The organism is Pectobacterium brasiliense (genome assembly GCF_013449685.1).
Taxonomy (GTDB): domain Bacteria; phylum Pseudomonadota; class Gammaproteobacteria; order Enterobacterales; family Enterobacteriaceae; genus Pectobacterium; species Pectobacterium brasiliense_A.
This window is the reverse complement of sequence record NZ_JACDSF010000005.1, coordinates 33,560-58,004: the sequence shown is the minus strand read 5'-3', so window position 1 is coordinate 58,004 and position 24,445 is coordinate 33,560. Positions and strand designations below refer to the sequence as shown.

Genomic DNA, 24,445 nt, shown 5'->3' with positions numbered 1-24,445 from the left:
AAGCAAAGTGGAATCCCGCCCTGGCAATCCGATAGGATTGGGTAAAATAGCGGATACGCTATTACACCTTGCCTCAGTTTCCGAAGAACAAAAAAACAAAGCTGAACTACACCTATATTTAAATAAATAACCGATAATAAGATCTAGTCAATAGCGGCTACATAAATAAATACATTGCACGATAAATAAAATGCAAATAAAAGATATGGTAAATAATATATTGTCTTTCTGGTAGCAGTGCGTAATAGGTAGCTTTGCGTAAAAAGTACCGCTGCTATGTGAAATCTGAAGGCATGGGGTTTGATCGGCGGCGACAGAAACGGACAAAACTTGCTTTTGTTCGTTTTCTGGCGTCAATTCATTATAAATAACTAGAAAATCAATAGCATAAAAACAACAAACCATTTACCACATTAAAGATTTTAATAAAAATGCCAATATGCTATTTTATAAACTTCAATACCTCGAAGGATCTATGATGAAAATAAATAAATTTACCTTAGTCATTTTATTGACATTATCCACACAATCTACTGCATGGGCTGATAATATTAATCACGGTTTAGATGAATACGGTAAAAAAGTATCAACGACTTCGAAAGAAGGAGCAATAAAATATATTAAAGCATATCAAACAACTGAAAAACCATTAAATGCGTATAGAATGGATTTTGATACTTCTGAAAAAAATCTTTTGAGCGTTCCAAATGCTGATCATGATAAAACAGCTAAATTGCAAAACTTAGCAATAACTAAAGCATGGGAAGTCAAATTTTGTCAGCCAGATCTGATTAACTTCATGTTAAAAAATAATATTGATATGGTCAGCGGTGCTCTAATAAGTAAAGGTGAGATGCAACGAATGGCAGTTTGCTTTAAAAACATGCAAATACCTGAATCAGTATCAGATAAAACCGATAAAGATGTTGTTATAGGCTCATGGTATGACGATGTTGGTTCACCTGAATTTTTGGACGCAACATTTACAATAACGAGAACATCACGGGGATATTTTTTAAAACGATTAAACGGTGATGGCAGCAGTGGAACCTATCAACTAACAAAACTTGATAATAAATATAAAAAGAACAACGATAAGTTTGGCTCTTATTATGTAATAGATGGTAATGGATTAAAAATTTATGATAAAGATGGATATATAAGGACAGCAAGAAAGAAATAATCATTACAAACAAAAATATTGGCTTTTTATTTATCGGTGCCATTTCATATGGCACCTTTCTTATTTGCATTTATAAAAATTGTTTTACTAAAGTAGTCTTAGTGCCATTAATCACAGGGCACCATGTTATTTATTTCAACCAAGAACAACATAATATCTGATATGGTTAGAGTACCACTTGACTAGAATATAATATCTGTTATCTCTTTATTATAAAGAAATGAATGTAAAAACAAAAAAAATAAAGCCCCTATTATTTACAGTCAACCAAAACGAAAATAAAAAGGAGCATCACTTATAATGATTATTTAATATGATATTAAATCAAAATATTTATAATATAGAAAAATACAAAAGTCAAATACAAGAATACGTTTTATGCTGTGATAATCCATCAAAAGGTGTATATAGAAGACACAAAGAAATAGCATTTAGAAATAAATATATCGCATACAATAACAGATTTTTCACAAATGGATTAGTCTTTGACATAGACCACGAATACGGGGCAATAGCGTGGGATTTAGTAGGTTTACCGAAGCCGAATATTATTATTCAAAATACAAATAATGGTCATGCTCATCTTCTGTATGCGTTAAAAAGTCCTGTATTGAAAACGGATGCAGCAAAAATAAAACCATTGAAATTTGCTGCGTATGTTCAGGCGGGACTAACTGAAAGATTAAAAGCAGATAGAGCATATGCTGATGTATTGATGAGAAACCCACTAAATAAAAACGAATCAAGAACAATATGTAATAACATACCAGAATATGAGCTTGCTTATTTATCTGATTTCGTTCGTGAAGATTTTTCAGACAAAAATAAAAAGCAGAATAGAAGTAATATTTACGGTTTAGGTCGTAATGTTAATTTATTTGAGGATTTAAGAAAAATAGCATATAAAGATGTTTTGAAATATAAATCAATTAAATCATATGATGATTTTTTCAATGATATGTTTTCAAAAGCTATTGTATTAAATAACTATAGTAATGCTGCCAATCTACTTTCTCTCAATGAAGTAAGACAAATATGTAAAAGCATCACAAAATGGACGTGGGATAATTTTTCTAAAGAAAAGTTTTCTGAAATACAATCGGCAAGAGCACAAAAAACAAGAAGAACAAATTTAAAAACAAAACTAGATCAAGTATGGGATATATTATGATTATTAACGGAAAAAAGATAAAAGCAAAAGATTTTGCAAAAATGGCTGGCGTGTCTCGTAAAACGATAGTGAAATATTATGCTATGCCTCGTGAACAGTATGAAAAAGAAGCAGCAGAAAAAAGACAGCTTGCTTTTGAATTGAGATCATCTGGTCTTAAATGGCGTGAGGTAGCTGAAAAAATGGATACTACCTTAGATAGTGCTATGTCTTATTATCGTAGATATTTAGCATTACAAGAAAAACAAATATAGGCCACTCCGTGGCTTATATTTAGTTTTACGCAGCTTGATTACGTGAATAAAAAATCTTTTCTTCAATCCACTGATCAACTTCACTTTCAATGAATGCGATAGACCGTTCACCTGTTTTTACGGGTGATGGAAAACTATTATTTTTAATCAGTCGATAAATCCAAGCCCTGCAAAACCCTGTGCGATCGATTACTTCAGAAATACGGATCAGTTTTGTTTTTTCTTTCATATATTTTTCCTTTTGTTATTTGATGGAATGTATTATTCGAATATCGCTTATGACGATCAACACCTATTTTTAGGCTTTTTGGAAGGGAACAGAGGAAAAATACAAGAAATTAATTAAAAACAATTAGTTATATCTTTTGGCAAAAAGTGCTCTTTTATTTGACAATATGATGTTTACACTATCTAAAAACCGATGTTTACTGATGTCTACTACCGAAAAATAACGTAACTTATTGATTTAAATTGACAACACCCTTGATTTGTTGGTAAATATACGTTGGTAAAAAACAACATGTACTGATTTTTATTCTATAAAACATAGGATTGTATAAATGTTCGATTCCTAGTCCGGCACCACTAATTCTTAACCCTCGCCTTCGGCGGGGGTTTTTCGTTTCTGGCGTGTGGACTCTTCATCGAACACCGTTCGATTCTCTACGAGCGCGTTATCCCGCCTCCCCTTCCCCATGATTCGGGCTCATACTCCGATAGCGTGACGGCCAGATCTCCTCCGGTTGCTTTCCCAATGCGCAGGCAATTAATCTCTCACCTTTCGGCCAATGTCTTGTTAGTGAGTTAGCAAGTGTTGAAGACGCTAATCCAGATGCTCTTGATACCGCGGCCAACGTTGTTCCTTTCTTCCTTAAGCCAGCAATAATGTCTGCCGGATGCCAATCGTAATTATCCATTTATCGACCTCTCCCTGTGATGAATTGCGCCGATTATCCCATTTTGGGATAAAAAAGGAAATGATTGATATTCGATTTTGGGATATCTATCAAGGTCACCAAAATGGCATCGATTTATTCAAATGAATATCAATCAGTTATAAAAACACTGCGAGAGGCCAGAATCGAAAAAGGCATGACCCAAGAAAATTTGGCGAACGCTTTAGGTCGACCTCAGTCTTTTGTAGCCAAAATCGAGAATGGGGAACGCAGGCTGGATGTTGTTGAATTTGTCCACATCGCTCACCTGCTATCTGTAGACGCTTCCACTGTTTTAGAAAAAATAGCGAATAAAATACAGAAAGATAGCATTAAGTAATCAATACAAAAAAAAACACTTATCCCGTTTTGGGATAAAGCAGTGAGCGACTGATATTTGATCCCAAATTTTATGGGGTTGAATCGATGGCTTCTGTTTACTCTGATGAATATCAAATCGTTATCAAGGCATTACGTGAAGCACGCATTGCCAAAGGGGTCACGCAGGGAAACCTAGCGCTAGCGCTGGATCGTCCTCAATCGTTTATCGCCAAGGTTGAGAACGGGGAAAGAAGGTTAGACATCGTAGAATTTATCCATATCGCCCGTTTACTCTCTCTAGACCCCGCCAGCATTATTGCTAAGATCCCTGCAAAATATAAAGCGCTTGGTTAAAAAGGAACACGGCAATGAAACGCCGGATTAACATTGCCGTGGACAAAAACGATAATCAGATTCCCAATGCTACCGGGATACCTATTTCTGGTCTGGTGAATGACGTCATAGGCAAAGAAGCCCACCGTATCAAAACTGAGGTGTGGAAAAAGGAAAACCGCGAAGGGATGGAAAACGTCGCCAGATTTATTACCCAGAATGGTTCTTTTGCTGATGAAAACAGGAACTGGTGATCGTGTAAACGCTCCAGTCATTACAAAACGTTTGTCGATATGTAAAGCGATATTGTCGAGACACCAAAGCGGCGCATGGTCATCCCACTTATTGGATCGCATTACCTGTCTGAGAAAATGAATAAGATGTGGTTCCCTCTGATCCGCATTGACAACGACCATTATCGGTTGATGACGACTGAGGTGATTGGTGAGGCTATTGCGGATCTTGGCGAGTATGCAAATGAGATCAAGGATGCTATTAATCTTATGTTTTGGGGGATTTGAGAGGTGTTCTTGAGCCTTACGCATAGTGAGGGACATAATCAGTACTAAAAATGAATAGTTCGATTCGCTATGATGCTTACATAATGTTTAATTGTATTGAATGCCACGAAAATCATTGCTATCGTAATTGTATCAATTACGCATTTCCTTGGGGAAGGTCAAAATCTACATCTCACCTAGCGAAACATTAACTGTTAGCTTGTAGAGTAGGTGCATATTCATTTCACTGATAGAGCAGCAAAAAGATACTCAACGCTTACCATATACAACGAAAAGAGATATAAAAATGTGGAACAAAATAAAAATACATTACTACATAATCATGTCATCTTTGCGGGCTAAGACAATATATCCTGATGATATCGATATTGATATGAAAAATTTTTTTGACAAACCAAGTAAATTAAAGATCGCGATAATTGATGATAATGATTTTCCTTGGGTCCAAACTTTAGAGAGCAAGGGTCACACAGTTAAAATATTTAAAGACTATCATAAAACAAACACAAAAATTTCACAAAAGAAATTGATAGCATACCAATTTAACACTTTCGATTTAATATTTTGCGATATCGAAGGTGTTGGAACTTTGGCATATCCAGGTTTGGACGGGATCGGTGTAATACAAGACCTACGCGAATTAAATCCCTTACATGTGGTAGTAGCCTTCACAGGAAGCCCCGCTAGACTTTTAGATCCTAAGACAGGGAAACATTTTACTTCTCTAGATGCTGTTTTTCAGCGAGATTGGGGCGTTGATGATTTTTTGCTTAACTTCAGTAATTTGACTAAAATATTTATAGCACCAAAACAAAGGTGGAAATTTATTAGAAGTCGTTTAGTTCATTTAGATCTAAGCGAATCAAAAATCACAAAAGTACAAAAAGCATTTACACAAAACGTATTATTATTGAAATATTTAGGAGAAAGCACAGATATTTCAAAAAATGAGATAAAAGAAATAATTTTAAAGTCTGAAAAGAATGTAGATATTAAGGGTGTTATTGAAGTTGCAGCTATTTCCACTAAAGCAATAAATATAGCAAGTTCATTGTTTATTTTTAATTCATTCAAATAACCTAACGAAGGTATGCATATGTCTAATTCAGTTGAATGGGCACAGATATTCGAAAGATATAGACATCTCTCAAGAGATTTTCAACAAAAATTCCAATCCATCCAAGGGAGATTGTCTATTGAAAAATATGAAAACAGTGACTCTGTAATAAAAAAAGTAAGAACGGAACTTGAAGAACTTGACGAGGTTTTTCAAGATTTCAACTCATGGCTTTATATCAGCTTACTTGAAAATCTAGAAGAAGCAAAAAACAATAATGCCGTCGGACTTTTAGAAATACCATCAAAAATACAAAGAATAAAAATAAAAATGAAGAATAAACTTCAGGACAAAAGAATAAAAATAGAGACTGACTTTGATGAAAAAATAGCCATATCCACTTATATTACATTTTTTGAGCAATTAATAAACCTTATTTTCCAAAATGCTTTTAAATACTCCCCAAGTGGCTCATCAATAAATATTTCAACAACTAACAAAAGTGAATACATTTTACTAGAAATTTCTTCACCTGGCCCTGTAGTTGAAAACTCTGAAATTCATAGCCTCACAACAAAGGGATTCAGAGCTAATGCAGCCATTAATTCGGATATTCCAGGAGAGGGATATGGATTATATAACTGCAAACGCATATCGGACCTTCTAAATATAAATATAGATTTTAAATCCCAATCAACAAAAAGGTATACTTTTAATGAAATTGGATATTGTAACTTTACAGTTACTCTAAAAATCCCCTATGAAATAAATCCATAAAAATCTATTTAAAATACATTCATCTATGCAATATTTTACACCAAAGGCAGACCGATGGGTTTGCCTCAAATAACCAACTTAGCGGCTGATTTTTGCTTTTGGCCACCCCTGAAAAACTAATCCAGATGCTTTTGATACCACCCCCAACAACAACGATCGCTACGATGGCGCATTCGCTTCCAATACGATCCCTAACTCTGTTCCCCATCAAACCTCTTCAGGAGCCAAGTTGGTTTCTCGCAGCGTTCCCGGTGCGTGACCCACGATGCGTTTAAATGCGCGGCTGAACGCCGCCAGCGATCCGTAACCCAGACGTAGCGCCACCGTTTCAATCGGCTGATGTTCATGACGGATGTACTGAACAGCTAAGCGCATACGCAGCTCGCTGAGATATTTTACGGGCGTAGTTCCGGTTGCGGAGAGAAAGCGTTCAGCAAAAACGGAACGGGAGGTGCCCGCTTCTTTTGCCAGTTCCGCGACGCTCCAGTTGACGCCTGGATTCTGATGCATCGCGTAAATCGCCCGGCTCAGCCTCGGGTCACGCAGTACCTGTACCCAGCCCGTCGCTTTACCGCAGCCGGCTTCAACCCATCCGCGCACAATGAGCGCCGCGACCACATCAGCCAGTCGCGCCAGAATGCCGGCAAATCCTACCTGCCGTGTCATCGACTCACGTTCCATGGCCGCAAGAATCGGATGGATTTCCGGCCAGGTCGACATCAGGCGGCTCACCATCATGACTTCCGGCATCGCTTTGATCAGCGGCTGCATTCCACCCAGCTCAAAATCCATGCATCCACTGAAGATCACCGTGTTTTCGGTGTCTGGACAGGGTTCGCAGTCGATCGCACAGACCGAATTGCAAATCGGTTCGCTGGGAAATGCCGACACTGGCGTGACGTCAGCCTTTTCATCAGAGAGTAACGCATGCGAATTACCGTTGGGTATAAACAGCGCGTCCCCGCTTTTTAGCACAAACGTCGCACCACTCTCCATACGCAGCAGCGCTGTTCCCTGACTGACAAAATGAAACTGCGCTTTGCCGGGTTCGTAGTGGAACGCCACACCAAAGGGAGCGTGGGTTTCAATTCGGCGATAGGTCACCCCGGAAAGACGCATCCCACGCAGAAGCTCGCTGATCAAATCGGGTGACTGAATGGTCATGACGACAACTCCGGACGAATAATCAATAAGTGAAGAGTATATGTCATAGCTCGTCCATGTGGAACGCTCTATGCTTCGTGACGGTTGTCACATTTTTCTAACGAGAGAGCAACAGATGAATTCATGTATAGCGGCAAGTGAGGCCATCGCGCCCGCAAAACCCGCCTGGCGAGCCGTTTATTCACTGGGACTGGGGGTATTTGGCCTGATTACGGCTGAGTTTCTACCAGCCAGTTTATTAACGCCGATGGCGGCAAGTCTAGGCGTTACAGAGGGAATGGCAGGCCAGGCAGTGACCGCAACGGCGCTGGTCGCGCTGGTGACCGGATTGCTCATCACATCGGCAACCAAAAGCATCGACCGCCGTTGGGTGTTGATGTTTTTCTCGGTGCTGCAAATCATCTCCAGCCTGCTGGTGGCGTTTGCTCCCAATCTGCATATGCTGCTATTCGGGCGTTTACTGCTGGGGATTGCCATTGGTGGGTTCTGGGCGATGTCCACCGCCACGGCGATGCATCTTGTACCCAAGGATAAAGTGCCTAAAGCGCTGGCGGTGATCTTCTCCAGCGTTTCGATTGCCACCGTGGTTGCCGCGCCGCTTGGCAGCTATCTGGGGAGTTTGATTGGCTGGCGAAACGTCTTTATTCTCTGCATTCTGCCGAGCGTTGTGGCGCTGTTTTGGCAGCTGTGGGTGTTGCCATCGATGAAGCCGGAAAGCAGCGGCAGCCTGGGAACACTGCTTCGCGTGCTGCGCCGTCCGGGCATGATCGGCGGACTGCTGGCAACTGTGCTGATCTTCAGCGGACATTTCGCGTTCTTTACCTACCTGCGCCCGTTCCTGGAAACCGTCGGGCAAGCAAGCGTCGAAAATATTTCCCTGATTTTACTCGGCTTTGGCCTCGCCAATTTTGTCGGTACTTCGATTGCCGGTTATCTACTGGCGCGAAACTTACGCCTGACGCTGGCACTTGTGCCCTTTGTGATGGGCGTTCTGGCACTGACCATGGCGGCCTTTGGGCATCTGGCGATACTGGATGGTCTGCTGGTGGCAATGTGGGGATTTGCGTTTGGTCTGGTTCCCGTGGGCTGGTCAACCTGGCTTGCAACCACCGTACCGGACGAAGCCGAAAGCGCGGGCGGTTTACTGGTAGCATCGATCCAATTTGCCATCGGGGCGGGCGCCGCAGGTGGCGGGGTGATATTTGACCTCAACGGAGCCAGCGGTGTGTTTGCTGGCAGCGGATTATTGCTGGTATCAGCAATGGTGATTGTTTTTGCGGGCGTGCGAGTTCGCGCACAATAACACGCAATGCCACACCCAGCGCGGGTGTGGCATTTGTCACTTACCCTTCTTTTGAACGATTAGCGCCACCCAATCGACCAGACGATTCGAGAATCCTCGATAGGAAATCGACCTTTTCCCCCACCCAGCTATAAATCTTCCAGCAGATTTTTGGAAAGCTGTCGTAGCATATTCAGATCTTCATCGTTCATACGCATAGAGCAACGCATCTGATTTGGCAGGTCGACGATCCGTTCTTTCAACGCAAGCGCCTTGTCTGTCAGCACCACCTTTTTCATCCGCTCATCACCCGCAACCGCAACCCGGTTTAAAAATTCCTTGGCTTCCAGCTTCTGGACAAGCGGCGTCAGCGTGCCTGAATCAAACAGCGTTTTCTCACTCAGTTCTTTGAGCAGGATATTGTCCTGATCGTACAGGGACAGAAGGACGACAAACTGCGGGTAGGTCAGATCGAATTCTTTCAGCAGCGGCCGATACTGACGGATCAGTGCATTGGCGACCGAATACAGAGAGAAGCACAGCAATTCACCCAAGATACTGTTTTCTTTCATTTTAAATACTCCGTTACTCACAAGCTTAAAAAAAATTATAAATAACGTTTGACCAAAAGTAACTTGTACGCAAGTATTGTTTACGCGATTTAATCGCGTGGTTATTAAAACCACCCCGATCGAACCTATCAACCTCACTATTTTAAAAAGGGCCAACATCATGAAAACCGTCTCCACCCTCCTGACTTCTGCCGTGTTCGCATCTATGACATCCGTCGCTTCTGCGCAGCCGATCAATGCCCCAGCACCGACCGCGGGTGTACAGGCATTTCTTGATGTCCTGAATTCCGGTAAGGGCAAACCGATAGAGCAGATGACGCCGCAGGAAGCGCGTCAGGTTCTTATCGGCGCGCAACAGGGCGTGAAACTGCCAGCCGCACAGATGTCTGAAAAAACTATCCAGGTGAACGGTCAGGCTATTACGCTGAAAATCGTGAAGCCGGAAAATGCATCCGGTACGCTGCCGGTGTTCATGTTTTTCCATGGCGGCGGCTGGGTGTTAGGTGATTTCCCCACTCACGAGCGTTTAATCCGCGATCTGGTCAGGGCGTCTGGTGCCGCAGCGGTGTACGTGGATTACACCCCGTCTCCTGAAGCACGCTTCCCTGTAGCCATCAATCAGGCTTATGAGGCGACGCAGTGGGTAGCCAAGCACGGTCAGGAAATTGGTGTGGACGGTAGCCGTCTGGCGCTGGTCGGCAACAGCGTCGGTGGCAATATGGTCGCGTCTGTTGCCCTACAGGCTAAACAGTTCGGCGGGCCGAAAATTCGTTATAACGTCATGCTGTGGCCAGTAACGGATGCGAACTTCGATAACGCGTCGTACAACCAGTATGAAAAGGGCTATTTCCTGACGAAAAATATGATGAAGTGGTTCTGGGATAACTACACGACCCGTGCGGCAGACCGTAACAATATTCTTGCCTCCCCACTGCGTGCCAGTACTGAACAGTTGAAGGGCTTCCCGCAAACATTGATTCAGACGGCAGAACTGGACGTACTGCGCGATGAAGGCGAAGCGTTCGGGCGTAAGCTGGATGCAGCAGGCGTACCCGTGACCGTGACTCGCTATAATGGCATGATCCATGATTACGGCCTGCTGAATCCGCTGAGCGAGGAGCCGACCGTCATCACCGCGCTGGAGCAGGCTGGCGCAGAGTTGCAAAAACACCTGAAATAACGGCTTGATGTAGCAATGGCACCAAATGATAAAAGCCCTGACTATATTAGCCAAGGCTTTTAAGGTACTGCAGATTTAAGATTTAACATTCATTGACTTAATAACATTTTACTACTATTGGTACTGCTTCAAATGTACACGTTTATAACAGATAATATTGGGTACTAAAATGAGCTAAACCTCCCTATATTTACTGATTTAAACAGTCTGCCAACCTTATCACCATTCAAAGATATGGCAGATTAACAAGTACATCCCCCATCGCGATATAGACTCTTTGATGCGTGGCCTTACTCCCGTTGCGATATCTTTCACTCACTAAACCGACACCTAATCGCAACCAATAAAAACAAAATCATGGCCTTACATCATCGCGCTTTCACCCCATTTTTGCGATTGTCGATACTGACTACGTGGCCTTAAAGCATCATCGAGTGAGAGTATGAATTTTTCTCAACATCGATTCCCATACAAAAATATTTCGTGACCTGTATCGCAAAATATTTATTAAAGAGCATATTCGATGTCTTTAACATCACAGCAGACTGAAACTTTACTGCTGTAATCCCAATCTACGCATTTTAAAATCGGTGTCAATACTGTTTTTAATAACATGATTTTAATAACATGATTTTAATAACATGGTTTTAATAACAGTAGTCATTAGAAAGCTATGAGAAAAACACAGAAAAATAGAGCATTTGCAATATTCACCTCTGCGGCGCCGCGTTTAATTTAATCTCAACGACCGTATGGCCAGTGGTTATTTTCTTTGTACCAACGATGATTAACCCACTTAACGTCAGAATATTTTCCATATCTTTCAAGGTTCTGTATCGCGTGCCATCCTGGCAGATGACGGATTGAAAAAGCGCATTCATCAATAACCTTGGTGAGGTTTCCTCATGCTCTAGCAAAGGTTCGATAATTAATAGCGTTGAGTGCCCAATTGATTGGGCGATGGCTTTTAATATTTTCAGGCAGAATTCGTCGTTCCAGTTATGCAATATGTTTTTAAGCAGATAGATATTATAACCAGAAGGAATAGCCTCAAAGAAACTGCCGGGAGTGAAAACCATTCTTTCTTTCAATTCAGGATAGTGCTGTGCGACACGCTTTTCGCTTCTGGTACAGACACCGGTCATGTCGAAAAGACAACCCGTTAAGTGATGATACTGCTTTATAAGCTCAGTCAGAATAACGCCGCTCCCGCCGCCAATATCAACAACGCTGCCAGCCGTTTTAAAAAGAGACACATATTCTTTAGCCAGCACATATCCCACCGGGCGAGATAAATCCCGCATGGCAAGATCGTAAATGTCTGCTCGTGATGCGGAGTGCGCCAGATGCTCATATAATGTCAGCCCAAAGACCTGCTTAAACCCCGACTCCCCTGTACGACTTGTATGCAATAGCCCATCAAACCCCTGATAGTATTCATTGCCGAACAGCATACAGAAATGCTTCATTGAACTGATGCTATCCGACATCAGCAGCGCTGAACGTGCATTATTTTTAATAATACGTTCATCTTGCACTTCAAAAAAGCCAAAGACCTCAAGCACCTTGATAATATCAAAAATGTTCTTTTCACTCACCTGACATTCCTTTGACAATTCAGCGATGGTTGTCCCCTGCTCCCCTATTTTATCTGCTATCCCTATTTCCGCTGCAACGCATAATGCTTTTGCGGCCAAAGGCATCATCATGATTTCTGAAATACTTTTAATATGCTCAGCGGAATTCATATATTTCCCTTTATTCTCTGATTTCATAACGAGGATGAGTTTACGATCTAGCTCGTCATTGATGACGGTACGCAAAGTATGCGGAAATGAGGCTAAAAACATATCATCCGTTTGGCCGAACGGTAATCAGCCATCTACCATCCGGCCAGAATAAATAAGAGATTAAAGCGGCATGCTTAAAAGGCACTTTTGTTTTAAGAAAATGGTATTAACGATGAATAAAAGATTCTCGCTATGGTGAAAAGATGTAGTGTGGGCAATCTCCATACTATTTCCGTGTAAAATAATAATATACAAAATAACTGAAGACTACTCATCCCTGAGTCAAGCCACCTCAGGGCTGGCGCTTACGCTGTCCAATACCGTGCCAATACGCAGGCCAGTGACTTTCTTCGGCATAGTTATTGATCACAGCGGCGATCGCCACCAGCACAATACTCCCCAATAGAACGGGTGTGACTAAGAACTCAAACCCCACGGCGCTTTTCCCTGCCAAAATGATCACCAGCGGGTTGGCACCTGCTGGTGGGTGAACCGCGCGAAAATATTGCATCAGCATGATCGCTACGCCAACAGACAGTGACAGCACAACGAGAGTGTCGCCGAATCCATACAAAGCAATCAGACCCACGGCTGACGTAATGAAATGTCCTCCAATCACGTTCCTTGGCTGTGCGAATGGCGACGCTGACGCAGCAAATAAAATGACGCAGGTTGCTCCAAAAGGCGCCATCAACCAAGGTACGCCGCTGGACTGTCCCAAATAGCTTAGGATCAGAACCCCTATGCTTCCTCCCACTAACCCTTTCATTAACTGGATAAATGTTGGCTTTGGTGGCAAAGCACCACCTCCTCTGAGTCTCTTCATGGTCATCCCCGATAAAAAAACATGATGTTATGAAATTGCTGTGCTAGATTAAGTGGACAGATCTGTACACAACAAGCAAAGAGTACAGATCTGTCCACATAAAAACAACCAATCATTGATGAAGAAAAACGATGAAAGAGATCATGGGCAAGAGAGAGCACATTTTAGACATCGCGGAAGCGCTGTTTAATGAATTTGGCTATACCGCCGTTGGCGTTGATTTAATTAGAGATAAGGCAGGAGTCTCTAAAACATCTATGTATCGCCATTTTGGCTCAAAGAATAAGTTGATTGAAGCCGTGCTGGCTCGCCGACATACGCACTTTGAGGAAGGGTTAGCCAACGCGATATCTGGCGCTAACGATGCGGAAAGTCGTCTAGATGCCGTGATGGACTGGCATTTTTCCTGGTTCAGGAGCGTCAATTTTAAAGGGTGTATGTTCATGCATGCGCTGGCTGAATTTAAAGGGCAAGACGAAGCCATTACGGCTCTGGCTTTGCGCCATAAAACCTGGATCAAGTCATTCTTGCTATCGATATTCACTGCCGAAGAACCAGAAAAAGAAGACAAAATCGAAGCTATCATGACGTTTATTGAAGGGATGATCGTGAGAGCAGAATTTATTGGTCTAACCCGCGGCGACGATGTTTATCGCCGGCACGCGAGACAGTTAGCCTTCCCTCATCCTTCTCAGTAATCACTCGGTGCCTATCACACACCGGTAAAACAAACCGACGAACAAGCAGTCACTATTAACTTTATCTCTCATTGAGGAAGTAACCATGAACTCACCACTTACACAAGGCGTTCACCATATTGGTTTGACGGTATCAGCATTGGAAGAAAGCGCGCACTTTTTTACCTCGCTTCTGGGATGGAAAGAGGTAAAACGAAAAGAGGATTATCCCGCCATTTTTGTCAGCGATGGAACGATAATGCTCACGCTTTGGCAGGTACAAACCAGCGAGCCGGTTCAGTTTGATCGAAAAAGTCATGTTGGCTTGCATCATCTTGCCATTAAGGTTGATAGCAAAGCGACGCTGTTTGAGATCGCTGAGAAATTATCAGCGCATAACATCAACATTGAATTCGCGCCCGCTCTGGCTAGCGGTGGCCCGGCCATGCATATGATGTGCTATGAGCCAAGCGGGATCCGCATCGAGTTTTACTGGTCAGGTCAGTAAATGAGACCGAAGAACACCTGACGCATGCGCCACATCAATAATAGCGCTGACATCGCCGCCACGCACCCTGATTTAAAATTGACCAAAATCAATAAAAAATCAGTAAATACATTAATTTACCTTTCTATACTCACCGTCTTTTGACCTTCCCGTAGGGGGAAGGTGTAACGTCATAACCTGTGATTCCAGATGATGATTCTATTGAGGGGAAATAATGATGAAGCTAAAGATGATGGCGGCGCTACTCGGTCTGACATTAAGCGGTTCAGGTTTTGCAGCAACAGCTGACGCCAACGCGTTTCTGGCTAAACAAGGGCTGGCGGGGAAAACGGTCGAGCAGATCGTCGATGTTATCGATCAATCACCGCAGGCAAGACCGCTGCCCTACAGCGCGTCGATTACCAGCAAAGCGCTGAAATTATCCGATGGACAGCAGCAGTATAGCTATCCGCTGGGAAATAAATTCTATCTTTCATTCGCACCTTATATTCAGCAAACCCATCCTTGCTTTAACCACAGCTTATCTGGGTGTCAGGGCGAGCTCGCTAATACCGCGTTTGATGTAAAAATCACCGATAAATCGGGTAACGTTATCGTGCAAAAAACACTGAGTAGCCACCAGAACGGCTTTGTCGGTGTATGGTTACCACGCAATATTGAAGGAACGATTAATGTGACCTATCAGGGACGCGTGGCAAGCTCACCGTTTGCAACCTATGACGACAGTCAGACCTGCATGACGACGCTACCATTGAAAGAGGCGTAGCAGAAAGCCGTCGCGAATTCGGATTCAGCAGGCAATTGAAAATATTGATGATTTCATGCAACACGTGTTATGAAACGCATCTTGCATAGCGATTAATGTGTACACCCGTTCCAACACCCATTAATCGCGAATGTTGCAAGCCATTTTTGATTGGACGTTACTAATTAGATAGGTATGCTTCGTCAGCATTTCGAACTGGATGACATCATTTTCAGCCAGAATGGGGATCGCCTCATCGGGGGCAGTATCGTTGATATGCTTACTCATCGCGATATTGTTCACCACCAGACGGTTCCCCTCCCACACGGAATCAAAGCTGAACGTGCGCCGAATCGTTAGGGGTACACCATCCTCGCCAATGTAAAAGCCGTTGACCAAAACCAGTGCTCTATTTTGTTTATTGAGATAAAAATAGACATTATATTCCTTTCTGATCTGCTGATCTTCCGCATAGAGCTTTACTTCACCCTGGCACACCAGTGATTTTTTGTATAAATTGCTTTTTAAATAAAAAAGAATTCCCAGAGAAAGTGAAATAAAAAGCACCAGTATGGTGCAAAAAATTTTCTTTCTGACTTTAATTATTAACATAAGTCACACATCCATTCCCGTCTTTCTTGCAGGAAATAACGATTTCACTTTTCTTATCCGGCATTCCAGATATAACAATTTTTTTCGACAGGAAGAATAACATGTTATCTGAACACAGGTTTTCATAGTCGGTTGGGAGAGGATAATCCACGCTGTCATATAAATAAAAAAGATCGCACCTCCCGCTCATCTTCACGTCGACAAGGTGTCGATAAGGGAAACGGTTTACGTTTCCCAACGTGAGCAGGAAAATCCCAGCGACCATTGTCCAAATGAGAAGGAACCGGATATATTGTTGTTTTTTTACTGACTCAGGTGTGGCGAGATGCTTTATAGAAAAGGGCTTTTTTTCTTCATCACTCTCCTCTTCAACGTTCTTTTCACCTCCTTGATTTAACGTTTCTTCCTCTCCTCCATCCGCCGTTGGATAGGAAACAATGCTTTCCACGTTAAAAACAATACCTAGCTTAGGAATAGTCACAATTGAATCCGCAAGGTCAAATTCGCGTAATACCTTCCTTAAGAGAGAGAGATAGTTGTTTAGATTATTAAGGGAAGGGCAAAGCGCATGTTTTTCTAGTGCCTCCTTTAACAAAAAATCGCGGCTTAGCGTTACCCCCTGATTCTCAATGAGCAAACAGAGCAATCGAGAAATAGGAAAGCTCAGAGAGATTGCTTCATTTTCACGTTCTATCCATGCAAGCGTTCCTTCTCCTTCATTAAAAATGATTAAGTCATTAATCAAATAAACCATACGTGCTTTTCCATCAAGATTAAGAAGTGCTATTCGTTTGTTATAATCAGCCTGATAGATACATCATTTATGATAATAAAACTTATGGAATAGTCTTAAAACCACCATGCCACAACAAAAAAATACGTTATCTATAAAAGCAAAAAAATCATATATCTCAATTCACAGCCTCTATCTCAGGCAAGGATAAAAACTTACCTATTTATTGTCAAAGATTATTTTCCCTTCATTTAAGATCTATATAAATAAAAAGACATTTCATTATTTTTACCGACCAATAGATATTCCACACTAGCACATATCAAAGACACCGAATAACAAATAACACATTGAATTAAATAAAATATTTCGATAATTATATTTATAGCTTATAATTTCACGCTGGAACGTAAAAACAATAAAACAGAACAAAAAACTAAATAAATGTAAATTTAAAACATTTAATCTAAATAAATATAATCAATTCAATATATTTGACCGAAAAATCATTCAGCACTACGATACCCCCAGTTTCAGCGTCGCTGGTTAGGCAAGCGGAAATATATTCACCGCATGAAACACGATGAGCCACCAATCAGTCAGAAAAGACATGACAAAAGAGAAGGCATTACTCGTTATGCCTGAATGCGTGAACATTCAGGCGAGTCGTACTCATTTTTTAAATAAAGTAACCAACCGAGAGAGCATAATATGAAATTATCAAAGATCACCCTGGCATCCCTCATCTCTGTGATATTTTCTGTCGGCGCACATGCCGCAGATTCACATAATGGATCAGTGACGTTTAAAGGAAAAATTATTGATACGCCCTGCTCAGTATCTCAGGAAGATTTGCACCAAACGATCGATTTTGGCGAAATCAGCAAAACGGTGTTGGAAAACGGCGGCACGTCAGAAATAAAACCGTTTGATATCACATTAAAAGATTGCAGTCTGGATACCGCAACCAGTGCCAAAATTGTTTTCTCCGGCGGCGTAGCATCTGGCACCAATAATGAACTGCTGGCATTAAATGGCAGCGCAACCGGTGTGGGTATTGCCGTAGAAAGCGTCGGCGAAAAAATTAAATTCGACGGAACCACACCAGCTATTCCTGCTACACCGCTGGCAAATGGAGATAATATTTTCTCCTTCACGTCCTATGTTGCCAAACTGCCAACGCCACAGGAGGGAGAATCGCCAGTCATCACGACAGGTTCCTTCGCCAGCACGGCTAATTTTGTTGTGTCCTATCAATAAAATTCTATTGCGCTAACAATCTATTGCGCTAACAACAGAGTATCCGTAAAAAACGGGGAGGCTTCCTCCCCTATTATCCTATTCATTCCATATGTCGAAATACATGAATGGATAACCACAACACGACATCTTTTCAAGCACCTATTCCTATGGCAATGAAAAATATTACGTTCAAAGAAAAAATAAAACCCGCGTTATTTCGTTACGGTTTTTTTATTTTTTCTTTGAATACAACATCGCTCAGTGCAACGGAATTTAACGTTAACGTATTGGATGTCGACGATCGTACTGATATTGATCTTAGCCATTTTTCCGATCCCGAATACGTCACACCCGGTACCTATCTTTTATCAATAAAAGTCAACGCGCGTGAAATACAGCAACAGATGATTAACTACCTGCCAGAAGGTAATCATCTCGCTCTGCCAACAGCCTGTCTCTCGCCCGAACTCGTCGATAAACTGGCACTGAAAAAAGAGGCGCGGAACAAAGCCGAATTATGGAATAACGGCGCATGTGTCGATCTGACGCCAATTGCTGGCGTCACCGTCTCTAACCAGATAGGCATGGGAACGCTGAATATTACGATCCCACAAGCCTGGCTGGCGTACAGCGATCGCAACTGGATTCCCCCCGAGCAATGGGACCACGGTATCGGCGGTGCGCTGCTAGATTACAACCTCGTCGGGAACGTGCGTCGTGAGACCAACGGCAGAGGCACATCACACTATCTCAGCAGCTACGGCACCACCGGATTTAATCAGGGAGCCTGGCGCTATCGTGCCGATTATCGCTATTTTCTGCAAAAATCGCGCAACGCGAATCGCGATAGCTTCTCATGGGATCAGTTTTACGCCTATCGTCCGCTGCCAACGCGTTCAGCCGATCTCAAGCTGGGTGAAATGTATTTCAGCAGCAACCTGTTCGATAGCTATCGCTTTACCGGTGTGTCATTAGCCAATAACGAGAACATGCTTCCCCCTTCGCTGCGCGGCTACGCGCCCGAAATTCGCGGCGTCGCCAAGTCCAACGCGACGGTAACCGTGACGCAAAATGGCAGGCTGATCTATGAAACCACCGTACCTGCCGGCCCCTTTGCCATTCAGGATATGAAAAACGGCGTCAGCGGCACGTTGGATGTCCGCGTGACGGAAGAAGACGGCACGGTGACCACGTTCCAGACTGAGTCAGCCAACCTGCCTTACCTGACGCGACCTGGGCACGTGCAGTACAAACTCGCCGCGGGTAAACCCTCAAATACCAACCATCGTCTGCAAGGCCCAGCCTTTTCTGCCGCCGAAGCCTCATGGGGGTTATCCAACGCATGGTCGGTGTACGGTGGCGGCATATTGTCCGATGGCTATCAGTCCTGGTCAGCGGGCATCGGGAAAAACCTTTACCTGCTGGGTGCGCTGTCGGCGGATATCACACAGTCACGCGCGACGCTGCCAGCAACGTCCGCATCGCAAATGGGGCACGCTTTCTCACTTAACTGGTCTAAATATTTCAACTCGATCGATAGCCAGATCAGTTTTGCGGGCTACCGCTTTTCAGAAAAGACCTACATGAGCATGGCGCAGTATCTCTATGCGCTGAATCTCGATAGCCGCTATCGCAATGAAAAAGAGCGCTACACCATCACGCTCTCCAAAAATTTCGCGACGCGGGAATCATCTCCCCTGCTGAGCGGGCTGTCGACCTACGTGACCTATACGCGCCAAACCTATTGGAATGAAGCCGAGCAGGATCGCTACGGGGTTTCGCTGAACAAATATTTCGATATCGGCGCAGTTAAAGGCATTGCCGCGAATCTCTCGGCCTATCGCACCGAATTCAACCGCCGTACCGATGACAGCCTGTATCTGAGCTTTTCTATCCCGCTCGGTGAGAAGGATCGCCTGAGCTACAGCATGGGGCGCTATAACGACGGCAGCAATCAGGCGCTGACCTATTCCAATAACGCCGATCCGCGCCGCACCTGGAACCTGAGCACTCGGCACGATAGCAAAGAGAATACCTACCTGAGCGGCAACTATACCCATCTGGCATCGATGACGGACGCCACCGCGGGCGTCGCCTGGCAGCAGGATCGCTACACCTACCTGAGCGGCTCGCTGCGCGGCGGCATTACCGCCACCCGCCACGGCGTCGCAGCACACCCGAAAGGTAATCAGGGCGGCACCCGCATCATGGTCGATGCGGGTCAAGCGGGCGTGCCGTTCACCGGTAGTCAGGTCGAGACTAACCGCTATGGCCTGGCCGTGATTGCCGGCACCAGCAGCTACTACGACGTCTCGACCCGCATTGATCTTCAAAAATTACCGCAACACATTGAAGCGGTGACGACGGTCGTTCAGGGCACGCTGACCGAAGGTGCCATTGGCTACCGTAAATTCGACGTGGTGAGCGGGGCAAAAATCATGGCGCGCGTCGCGCTGGCCGATGGCAAAAATCCCCCGTTCGCTGCCCAGATCAAAAACAAGAAAGGCCGCGATATCGCCATGATCACCAACGGCGGGCAGGCCTACATCACGGGCGTGTCACCTGACGAAACGCTGTCTGTCATTTGGGAGGGCAGGACACAGTGCGCCATCACCCTACCCGCCATCTTAAATCACCTTGATACCCTGCTGCTTCCCTGTAAATAAGCGGCGCGAAGAAAGAGAAAAATCTGGAGAATACGTTATGAAACACACATTTTATCAGCGAGCAGTTGGATTCTTCATCGGCTGTCTGTTTTTGATGCCCGCAGCCTATAGCGCCCTGAGCCTCGATCGCACCCGCGTTATTTTTAACGATGAGGAGCAATCGGCGACGGTCATGTTGATGAACCAAAATGCGGAGAATCCGTTTCTGGCGCAATCCTGGCTGACGGACGATCGGCACAATAAAGTGACGACGCCGCTGATGGTACTGCCGCCGTTACAGCGCATCGAAGCGAAAGGATATAGCCTGATCCGTCTGGTTAAAACAGAACAAATCAGCCAATTGCCAACCGACCGCGAATCGCTGTTTTACCTTAACGTCCGGGAAATTCCACCCAAGACGGACAAGCCCAACGTATTACAGATAGCCATTCAGTCTGAAATTAAGGTGTTCTTCCGCCCCCGGGGCGTAAAACCAGCCAAAGACGAAATATGGCAGGAAAAACTGATCGTCCGCAAAACAGGAAACACCTTTCAGGTAGAAAACCCCACGCCGTACTACATAACGGTCAGCGGCATCCTGAAACAGCCCAAAGCGACGCGCGCCAACCCCGCCAGCTTGCTGAAGGGAAATGCCTTTATGGTCGCGCCACGCTCAACGCTGTCGGTTGAGGTGAATGACGGTACGGTCGATCGCTTCTATCTGTACTACGTCAATGACTACGGCGGTCATCTGGAGTTGCCTTTTACCTGCGCACAAAACCAGTGCCAGCCCGCCATCCGTAAATAAGCCACAGGGAATCCGCCATGTCTTGGTTAGCTGTTCATCAACATCGCTATGTCACCCTCTGCGCGCCGCTCTTTTTCTGCTTAACGGCGTTTAACGCCAGCGCTCTGGAATGCCGGCTGGGCAGCGTGACCGGCCCAGTAAACGATTATGAGGATATCGGTACGCTAAAAATCCCTGCGACCTTGCCGATTGGCAGCCGACTGTGGACGTCAAAACCCTATACCCGCAACCTGGCTTGCTGGGCATATAAATCCGTGCGCCCGCAGGGTGAGATGTCCTACTTCTATCCCAATCCTGAAGGCAAGGTCATCAGCCAAGGGGTTGGGATTGGCATCATCTATAACGGGCAGGATCTCGGGGTGATTACCAACGGTGGCACCACCGCATCCCGCATATCCACAGGGCAGTGGATCGCACCGGGTCCAAGTGGCTTATCACCGCCGTCCAACCCGACCATGCTAAATGTCACGGTGCAGCTCTACCTCGAAAAAACGGGAAATATCACCGATACCACGGCGGGCGTCGATTCGCTGCGCGTCTTCCAGATTGACGGTGAGGGGGGCATCAACAACAAACCCAACAGCAATTATGGCTTAAGCCTGTCAGGGCTACATGGCATCGACATTATGCAGTGCGCCGCAAAAATCAACGTGTCACCCGACAGCTATGTCGATTTTGGTACGATCCGAGCGTGGTCAGGGACGGAGGCCAACGCGCTGGCACAAACAGAATTCCACATCAACGTATCGACCGACGGCGGAGAAGACTGCGGCAAGGGTTTCGATCTGGACATCAACTTTGACGCCTCGTCGCGGGGAAATTCACTCGTCGGGATAGACGGCATGAACATGGGAAATGGCGCTACGCTGAAGATCGAAGATACGCGCAGCGGCAATAACGTGGTGTTTAACCAGTTCATCGGTCTGGTTGACGGCTTGACGGCATCGAGCGGCCAGGTTGAACGGCGTTATACGGCTCGGCTCTATGCCGCCGGCCCCGCAGTGGTAGGCGATACCGAGAAAAATATTATCCTACGGTTTAATTATCATTAATCCGTCTTCCTACGCGAGATCGCAACGATGATAAAGCACAACAACACGGTAGCGAAAGCCACGTCGCGCGCCCCCCTACTCGCCTTCACACTTGGCATCATCGCGCTGTATTCAGGTACATCCTTTGCGCAGCAGAGGACCATGCTGGACGATCACGAAGTGACCTTCCACGTTTTAGTCGTCAACGCCGCCTGCAATGTGAGTACGGAGAGCAAGGCGATTGTCGTGGACATGAGTGAAGTCTCTGACCGCACGTTAAAAGCCAATCGCTACGGCGACTGGCATGACTTCACGATTAACCTCACGGACTGCAATCTGGATACCTACCAAAACGTCACTATCCGTTTTTCAGGCAAAGAAGAGCCGCTCTTGCCCAAACGGCTGGCGCTGGATACGCCTTCCGGTGCCAAAGGCATTGCGATTGGCATTTATCATGCGAACAAACTGGTCGGCATCAACAGCAGCACGGACAACATTGTGCTGCAAAGCGGAGACAACACCATTCCCTTTTCAGCCCGCATCGAAAAGATACGCGACGATCTGATTCAGTCCGGCGATTTCATGGCAACGGCGAATTTTACCTTGAGCTATTTATAGCGAAAATCAGATCTGGGCCGCCATGTGCTTTCCCAAAAACCAGCGGCTCGGTCACTCATTCGCAGTGGTCTAGAATCAGTTGCGATTCAGGGTCATTATCCCAAGCGCGATATACGCAACCTCGCCTCATCAAGGTGGCTACGCAACGCCGCAAGGCATGGGTCAAAATTGGCAGAGAAGCGGCTGCAATCACGGGCTAACGCTAAGAAGTTCTCTGCCAGCGCCAATGCTTCCCGCCAGATTTCTCCACTGATTACTTCAAGTAGTATCGCCGGTCGAAGTGTATTGACTCTTTCGCCACCGGATCGAGGGGCAAAACCCATTGGCAACATGTCGTAGGCTGGCGCAAGGTGATATGGGCGGCCATTGCGACTAATGAACGACAGGTTACCGTGGTGCATGTCGGTATTGCCGATCAGCGTCCCAAACGCCCAAAGCCGTGCCGTGCCAATGGCGGCATCAGGATGAACATGCTTCAGTTTAACCAGCTCATTAATCAGAACGGGCCAAGATTCTCTGGCTCGGCCGACAAACTCCGCCTCCAGCGCTCGTAAAGAAAAGAGACCGATACGACCTAGTGGGCCTACGCGGTCGAAGCGGGGGATCTCAAGGAAGCGCTGTACACCAAAATCAAACACCTCTGTTTCTACACCAAGCACTTTTAACGCAAGATGTTCGGCCTGTAACAGGTCGCGCCAGCGTTCGCTTATGGGATTATTGTCCAGAGCCGTGAATTTCACTAGCACATGGCCGCGTTCTGTATAGGTACAAAATTTGGGTTGCTCACCTCCAGCAGATGAGCCTAGCACCTCGCCGGAACTAACAGCCAATGCCAGCGTGGGATAGGCTGTGGCTCGAGCAACGGGAGTAGGTAACGGCATCTCCACAAATTGGTTTCTTGCCTTGTCCCCTATCAGTAGATTCCCTACAGCATCGTGCCCATGCGCTAGCAAGGCTCTAATAACATCAGAGTCTGCCCAGTCTTCTGGATTAGGAGCCAAACCAAGCTCGGCTGAATATCTTGATGCATACGCTCGTCCAAGATAGCCCTGCGGTCGCATGTCAAATAACCACCAAGGCAGCCCGTCACTATGGATACTCACTTTGCCAGTCTGCTCCATGACAAATCCATCTGGATGAACCGGAATGAGTTTGCCCAGTGATGTTACTTGCCCCATCTCGGTTATGCGGTAAATGGGGACAGAGCTAAACCCACGAAAAGTGTCTCGCAAAGCATATTGAATAGATGAACCCGATCCAATTCGAACAATATCATCACCAAGCGCCTTTAAAGCACGAGAAACAGTAGGCTGACTAATCCCCATATAATCAGTAACTTTTATTACAGTCTCTGGCCCAGAGCGTAACATTTGGCGTATCATATCAGATCGATTTGTCATAGTGAAAAATCACTCAATGAATAGATAAATGAATAAGTAAATTAATAGATAATTGAATAG

Annotated in this window: 27 protein-coding genes and 1 pseudogene; 19 read left to right on the top strand and 9 right to left on the bottom strand. The window is 44.8% G+C overall.

Features of this window, described 5'->3' with window-relative positions:
- Positions 1–475 precede the first annotated feature (475 nt).
- The 3 genes from H0248_RS21880 (at position 476) to H0248_RS02340 (ending at position 2,608) form a co-directional block, all read left to right on the top strand.
- Positions 476–1,183 (top strand): hypothetical protein, encoded by a 708-nt coding sequence (locus H0248_RS21880; protein ID WP_205558602.1) that lies wholly within the window; start codon positions 476–478, stop codon positions 1,181–1,183.
- 313 nt (positions 1,184–1,496) lie between these two features.
- Complete coding sequence (locus H0248_RS02345; protein WP_180784521.1) at positions 1,497–2,354, top strand: replication initiation protein; 858 nt, start codon at positions 1,497–1,499, stop codon at positions 2,352–2,354.
- Entirely contained in the window at positions 2,351–2,608 is a 258-nt protein-coding gene (locus H0248_RS02340; protein ID WP_180784520.1) for a plasmid replication protein, read from the top strand. Before H0248_RS02345 ends, H0248_RS02340 begins: the two co-directional genes overlap by 4 nt.
- A 25-nt stretch (positions 2,609–2,633) precedes the next feature.
- On the opposite strand, the gene H0248_RS02335 is transcribed toward H0248_RS02340, so the two are convergent.
- Together H0248_RS02335 and H0248_RS02330 are read right to left on the bottom strand one after the other, a co-directional pair.
- Positions 2,634–2,837: a helix-turn-helix transcriptional regulator gene (locus H0248_RS02335; protein WP_180784519.1), complete on the bottom strand. Its 204-nt coding sequence runs from the start codon at positions 2,835–2,837 to the stop codon at positions 2,634–2,636.
- A 445-nt stretch (positions 2,838–3,282) separates the two neighbouring features.
- Positions 3,283–3,525: a helix-turn-helix domain-containing protein gene (locus H0248_RS02330; protein ID WP_180784518.1), complete on the bottom strand. Its 243-nt coding sequence runs from the start codon at positions 3,523–3,525 to the stop codon at positions 3,283–3,285.
- A 103-nt stretch (positions 3,526–3,628) separates the two neighbouring features.
- Here H0248_RS02330 and H0248_RS02325 point away from each other — a divergent pair, with 103 nt between their 5' ends.
- The 6 genes and pseudogenes from H0248_RS02325 (at position 3,629) to H0248_RS02300 (ending at position 6,552) form a co-directional block, all read left to right on the top strand.
- Positions 3,629–3,883, top strand: coding sequence for a helix-turn-helix domain-containing protein (locus H0248_RS02325; RefSeq protein WP_180784517.1), 255 nt, complete (start codon positions 3,629–3,631; stop codon positions 3,881–3,883).
- Positions 3,884–3,969: 86 nt separating this feature from the next.
- Positions 3,970–4,218 (top strand): helix-turn-helix domain-containing protein, encoded by a 249-nt coding sequence (locus H0248_RS02320; RefSeq protein ID WP_094432189.1) that lies wholly within the window; start codon positions 3,970–3,972, stop codon positions 4,216–4,218.
- Positions 4,219–4,232: 14 nt separating this feature from the next.
- Positions 4,233–4,451: a type II toxin-antitoxin system antitoxin CcdA gene (gene ccdA, locus H0248_RS02315; RefSeq protein WP_180784516.1), complete on the top strand. Its 219-nt coding sequence runs from the start codon at positions 4,233–4,235 to the stop codon at positions 4,449–4,451.
- 39 nt (positions 4,452–4,490) lie between these two features.
- Positions 4,491–4,718 (top strand): annotated as a pseudogene (locus tag H0248_RS02310) (CcdB family protein).
- A gap of 286 nt (positions 4,719–5,004) precedes the next feature.
- Complete coding sequence (locus tag H0248_RS02305) at positions 5,005–5,796, top strand: response regulator (RefSeq protein WP_180784515.1); 792 nt, start codon at positions 5,005–5,007, stop codon at positions 5,794–5,796.
- An 18-nt stretch (positions 5,797–5,814) separates the two neighbouring features.
- Positions 5,815–6,552: a sensor histidine kinase gene (locus tag H0248_RS02300; protein WP_180784514.1), complete on the top strand. Its 738-nt coding sequence runs from the start codon at positions 5,815–5,817 to the stop codon at positions 6,550–6,552.
- 207 nt (positions 6,553–6,759) lie between these two features.
- Here the strand turns inward: H0248_RS02300 and H0248_RS02295 are convergent, their stop codons facing one another.
- Positions 6,760–7,716 carry an AraC family transcriptional regulator gene (locus tag H0248_RS02295; protein WP_180784513.1) on the bottom strand — a complete coding sequence of 319 codons (957 nt, stop codon included), beginning with the start codon at positions 7,714–7,716 and terminating at the stop codon, positions 6,760–6,762.
- Positions 7,717–7,831: 115 nt separating this feature from the next.
- On the opposite strand from H0248_RS02295, the gene H0248_RS02290 reads away from it, so the two are divergent.
- Complete coding sequence (locus H0248_RS02290) at positions 7,832–9,019, top strand: MFS transporter (RefSeq protein WP_180784512.1); 1,188 nt, start codon at positions 7,832–7,834, stop codon at positions 9,017–9,019.
- Positions 9,020–9,147: 128 nt separating this feature from the next.
- Here H0248_RS02290 and H0248_RS02285 read toward each other — a convergent pair whose 3' ends face one another.
- Complete coding sequence (locus tag H0248_RS02285) at positions 9,148–9,570, bottom strand: MarR family winged helix-turn-helix transcriptional regulator (protein WP_180784511.1); 423 nt, start codon at positions 9,568–9,570, stop codon at positions 9,148–9,150.
- Between the two features lie 160 nt (positions 9,571–9,730).
- Between H0248_RS02285 and H0248_RS02280 the strand changes: the two genes are divergently transcribed.
- Complete coding sequence (locus tag H0248_RS02280; RefSeq protein WP_180784510.1) at positions 9,731–10,750, top strand: alpha/beta hydrolase; 1,020 nt, start codon at positions 9,731–9,733, stop codon at positions 10,748–10,750.
- Between the two features lie 710 nt (positions 10,751–11,460).
- On the opposite strand, the gene H0248_RS02275 is transcribed toward H0248_RS02280, so the two are convergent.
- Positions 11,461–12,600, bottom strand: coding sequence for a methyltransferase (locus H0248_RS02275; protein ID WP_240346011.1), 1,140 nt, complete (start codon positions 12,598–12,600; stop codon positions 11,461–11,463).
- A 232-nt stretch (positions 12,601–12,832) separates the two neighbouring features.
- Positions 12,833–13,366, bottom strand: a complete 534-nt coding sequence (locus H0248_RS02270; protein ID WP_180784509.1) for an HPP family protein — start codon at positions 13,364–13,366, stop codon at positions 12,833–12,835.
- A 131-nt stretch (positions 13,367–13,497) separates the two neighbouring features.
- Between H0248_RS02270 and H0248_RS02265 the strand changes: the two genes are divergently transcribed.
- The 3 genes from H0248_RS02265 to cueP all read left to right on the top strand — a co-directional run bounded on the left by H0248_RS02265 (position 13,498) and on the right by cueP (position 15,317).
- Complete coding sequence (locus H0248_RS02265) at positions 13,498–14,064, top strand: TetR/AcrR family transcriptional regulator (protein WP_180784508.1); 567 nt, start codon at positions 13,498–13,500, stop codon at positions 14,062–14,064.
- Between the two features lie 85 nt (positions 14,065–14,149).
- A complete protein-coding gene (locus H0248_RS02260; RefSeq protein ID WP_180784507.1) occupies positions 14,150–14,551 on the top strand; it encodes a VOC family protein in 402 nt (133 codons plus the stop codon).
- 214 nt (positions 14,552–14,765) lie between these two features.
- Positions 14,766–15,317 carry a copper-binding periplasmic metallochaperone CueP gene (cueP, locus tag H0248_RS02255; RefSeq protein ID WP_180784506.1) on the top strand — a complete coding sequence of 184 codons (552 nt, stop codon included), beginning with the start codon at positions 14,766–14,768 and terminating at the stop codon, positions 15,315–15,317.
- A 120-nt stretch (positions 15,318–15,437) separates the two neighbouring features.
- Here the strand turns inward: cueP and H0248_RS02250 are convergent, their stop codons facing one another.
- Both H0248_RS02250 and H0248_RS02245 read right to left on the bottom strand, forming a co-directional pair.
- A complete protein-coding gene (locus H0248_RS02250) occupies positions 15,438–15,908 on the bottom strand; it encodes a FidL (protein WP_180784505.1) in 471 nt (156 codons plus the stop codon).
- Entirely contained in the window at positions 15,895–16,662 is a 768-nt protein-coding gene (locus H0248_RS02245; protein ID WP_180784504.1) for a winged helix-turn-helix domain-containing protein, read from the bottom strand. The genes H0248_RS02250 and H0248_RS02245 overlap by 14 nt, the downstream gene beginning before the upstream one ends.
- A gap of 690 nt (positions 16,663–17,352) precedes the next feature.
- On the opposite strand from H0248_RS02245, the gene H0248_RS02240 reads away from it, so the two are divergent.
- The 5 genes from H0248_RS02240 (at position 17,353) to H0248_RS02220 (ending at position 22,985) form a co-directional block, all read left to right on the top strand.
- On the top strand, positions 17,353–17,901 hold the full coding sequence (locus tag H0248_RS02240; protein ID WP_180784503.1) for a fimbrial protein: 549 nt from the start codon (positions 17,353–17,355) through the stop codon (positions 17,899–17,901).
- A 149-nt stretch (positions 17,902–18,050) separates the two neighbouring features.
- On the top strand, positions 18,051–20,549 hold the full coding sequence (locus H0248_RS02235) for a fimbria/pilus outer membrane usher protein (protein WP_180784502.1): 2,499 nt from the start codon (positions 18,051–18,053) through the stop codon (positions 20,547–20,549).
- A 37-nt stretch (positions 20,550–20,586) separates the two neighbouring features.
- The gene (locus H0248_RS02230) at positions 20,587–21,336 is read left to right on the top strand and encodes a fimbrial biogenesis chaperone (RefSeq protein WP_180784501.1); all 750 of its coding nucleotides are present in this window, start codon (positions 20,587–20,589) and stop codon (positions 21,334–21,336) included.
- A gap of 17 nt (positions 21,337–21,353) precedes the next feature.
- A complete protein-coding gene (locus H0248_RS02225) occupies positions 21,354–22,388 on the top strand; it encodes a hypothetical protein (RefSeq protein ID WP_180784500.1) in 1,035 nt (344 codons plus the stop codon).
- A 27-nt stretch (positions 22,389–22,415) separates the two neighbouring features.
- Positions 22,416–22,985, top strand: a complete 570-nt coding sequence (locus H0248_RS02220; RefSeq protein ID WP_180784499.1) for a fimbrial protein — start codon at positions 22,416–22,418, stop codon at positions 22,983–22,985.
- Between the two features lie 95 nt (positions 22,986–23,080).
- Here H0248_RS02220 and yjjJ read toward each other — a convergent pair whose 3' ends face one another.
- Complete coding sequence (gene yjjJ, locus H0248_RS02215) at positions 23,081–24,385, bottom strand: type II toxin-antitoxin system HipA family toxin YjjJ (RefSeq protein WP_180784498.1); 1,305 nt, start codon at positions 24,383–24,385, stop codon at positions 23,081–23,083.
- Positions 24,386–24,445: the final 60 nt, after the last annotated feature.

Bases quoted from the DNA above. Each gene is read 5' to 3' on its own strand.
- H0248_RS02230 (WP_180784501.1), top strand. From the start codon at position 20,587: ATGAAACACACATTTTATCAGCGAGCAGTTGGATTCTTCATCGGCTGT.
- H0248_RS02280 (WP_180784510.1), top strand. From the start codon at position 9,731: ATGAAAACCGTCTCCACCCTCCTGACTTCTGCCGTGTTCGCATCTATG.
- H0248_RS02305 (WP_180784515.1), top strand. From the start codon at position 5,005: ATGTGGAACAAAATAAAAATACATTACTACATAATCATGTCATCTTTG.
- yjjJ (WP_180784498.1), bottom strand. From the start codon at position 24,385: ATGACAAATCGATCTGATATGATACGCCAAATGTTACGCTCTGGGCCA.
- H0248_RS02260 (WP_180784507.1), top strand. From the start codon at position 14,150: ATGAACTCACCACTTACACAAGGCGTTCACCATATTGGTTTGACGGTA.
- H0248_RS02285 (WP_180784511.1), bottom strand. From the start codon at position 9,570: ATGAAAGAAAACAGTATCTTGGGTGAATTGCTGTGCTTCTCTCTGTAT.
- H0248_RS02330 (WP_180784518.1), bottom strand. From the start codon at position 3,525: ATGGATAATTACGATTGGCATCCGGCAGACATTATTGCTGGCTTAAGG.
- H0248_RS02245 (WP_180784504.1), bottom strand. From the start codon at position 16,662: ATGGTTTATTTGATTAATGACTTAATCATTTTTAATGAAGGAGAAGGA.
- H0248_RS02320 (WP_094432189.1), top strand. From the start codon at position 3,970: ATGGCTTCTGTTTACTCTGATGAATATCAAATCGTTATCAAGGCATTA.
- H0248_RS02290 (WP_180784512.1), top strand. From the start codon at position 7,832: ATGAATTCATGTATAGCGGCAAGTGAGGCCATCGCGCCCGCAAAACCC.
- H0248_RS02235 (WP_180784502.1), top strand. From the start codon at position 18,051: ATGGCAATGAAAAATATTACGTTCAAAGAAAAAATAAAACCCGCGTTA.
- H0248_RS02250 (WP_180784505.1), bottom strand. From the start codon at position 15,908: ATGTTAATAATTAAAGTCAGAAAGAAAATTTTTTGCACCATACTGGTG.
- H0248_RS02275 (WP_240346011.1), bottom strand. From the start codon at position 12,600: ATGTTTTTAGCCTCATTTCCGCATACTTTGCGTACCGTCATCAATGAC.
- H0248_RS02265 (WP_180784508.1), top strand. From the start codon at position 13,498: ATGAAAGAGATCATGGGCAAGAGAGAGCACATTTTAGACATCGCGGAA.
- H0248_RS02300 (WP_180784514.1), top strand. From the start codon at position 5,815: ATGTCTAATTCAGTTGAATGGGCACAGATATTCGAAAGATATAGACAT.
- H0248_RS02295 (WP_180784513.1), bottom strand. From the start codon at position 7,716: ATGACCATTCAGTCACCCGATTTGATCAGCGAGCTTCTGCGTGGGATG.
- H0248_RS02220 (WP_180784499.1), top strand. From the start codon at position 22,416: ATGATAAAGCACAACAACACGGTAGCGAAAGCCACGTCGCGCGCCCCC.
- H0248_RS02225 (WP_180784500.1), top strand. From the start codon at position 21,354: ATGTCTTGGTTAGCTGTTCATCAACATCGCTATGTCACCCTCTGCGCG.
- H0248_RS02270 (WP_180784509.1), bottom strand. From the start codon at position 13,366: ATGAAGAGACTCAGAGGAGGTGGTGCTTTGCCACCAAAGCCAACATTT.
- H0248_RS02240 (WP_180784503.1), top strand. From the start codon at position 17,353: ATGAAATTATCAAAGATCACCCTGGCATCCCTCATCTCTGTGATATTT.
- H0248_RS02340 (WP_180784520.1), top strand. From the start codon at position 2,351: ATGATTATTAACGGAAAAAAGATAAAAGCAAAAGATTTTGCAAAAATG.
- H0248_RS02345 (WP_180784521.1), top strand. From the start codon at position 1,497: ATGATATTAAATCAAAATATTTATAATATAGAAAAATACAAAAGTCAA.
- cueP (WP_180784506.1), top strand. From the start codon at position 14,766: ATGATGAAGCTAAAGATGATGGCGGCGCTACTCGGTCTGACATTAAGC.
- ccdA (WP_180784516.1), top strand. From the start codon at position 4,233: ATGAAACGCCGGATTAACATTGCCGTGGACAAAAACGATAATCAGATT.
- H0248_RS02335 (WP_180784519.1), bottom strand. From the start codon at position 2,837: ATGAAAGAAAAAACAAAACTGATCCGTATTTCTGAAGTAATCGATCGC.
- H0248_RS02325 (WP_180784517.1), top strand. From the start codon at position 3,629: ATGGCATCGATTTATTCAAATGAATATCAATCAGTTATAAAAACACTG.
- H0248_RS21880 (WP_205558602.1), top strand. From the start codon at position 476: ATGATGAAAATAAATAAATTTACCTTAGTCATTTTATTGACATTATCC.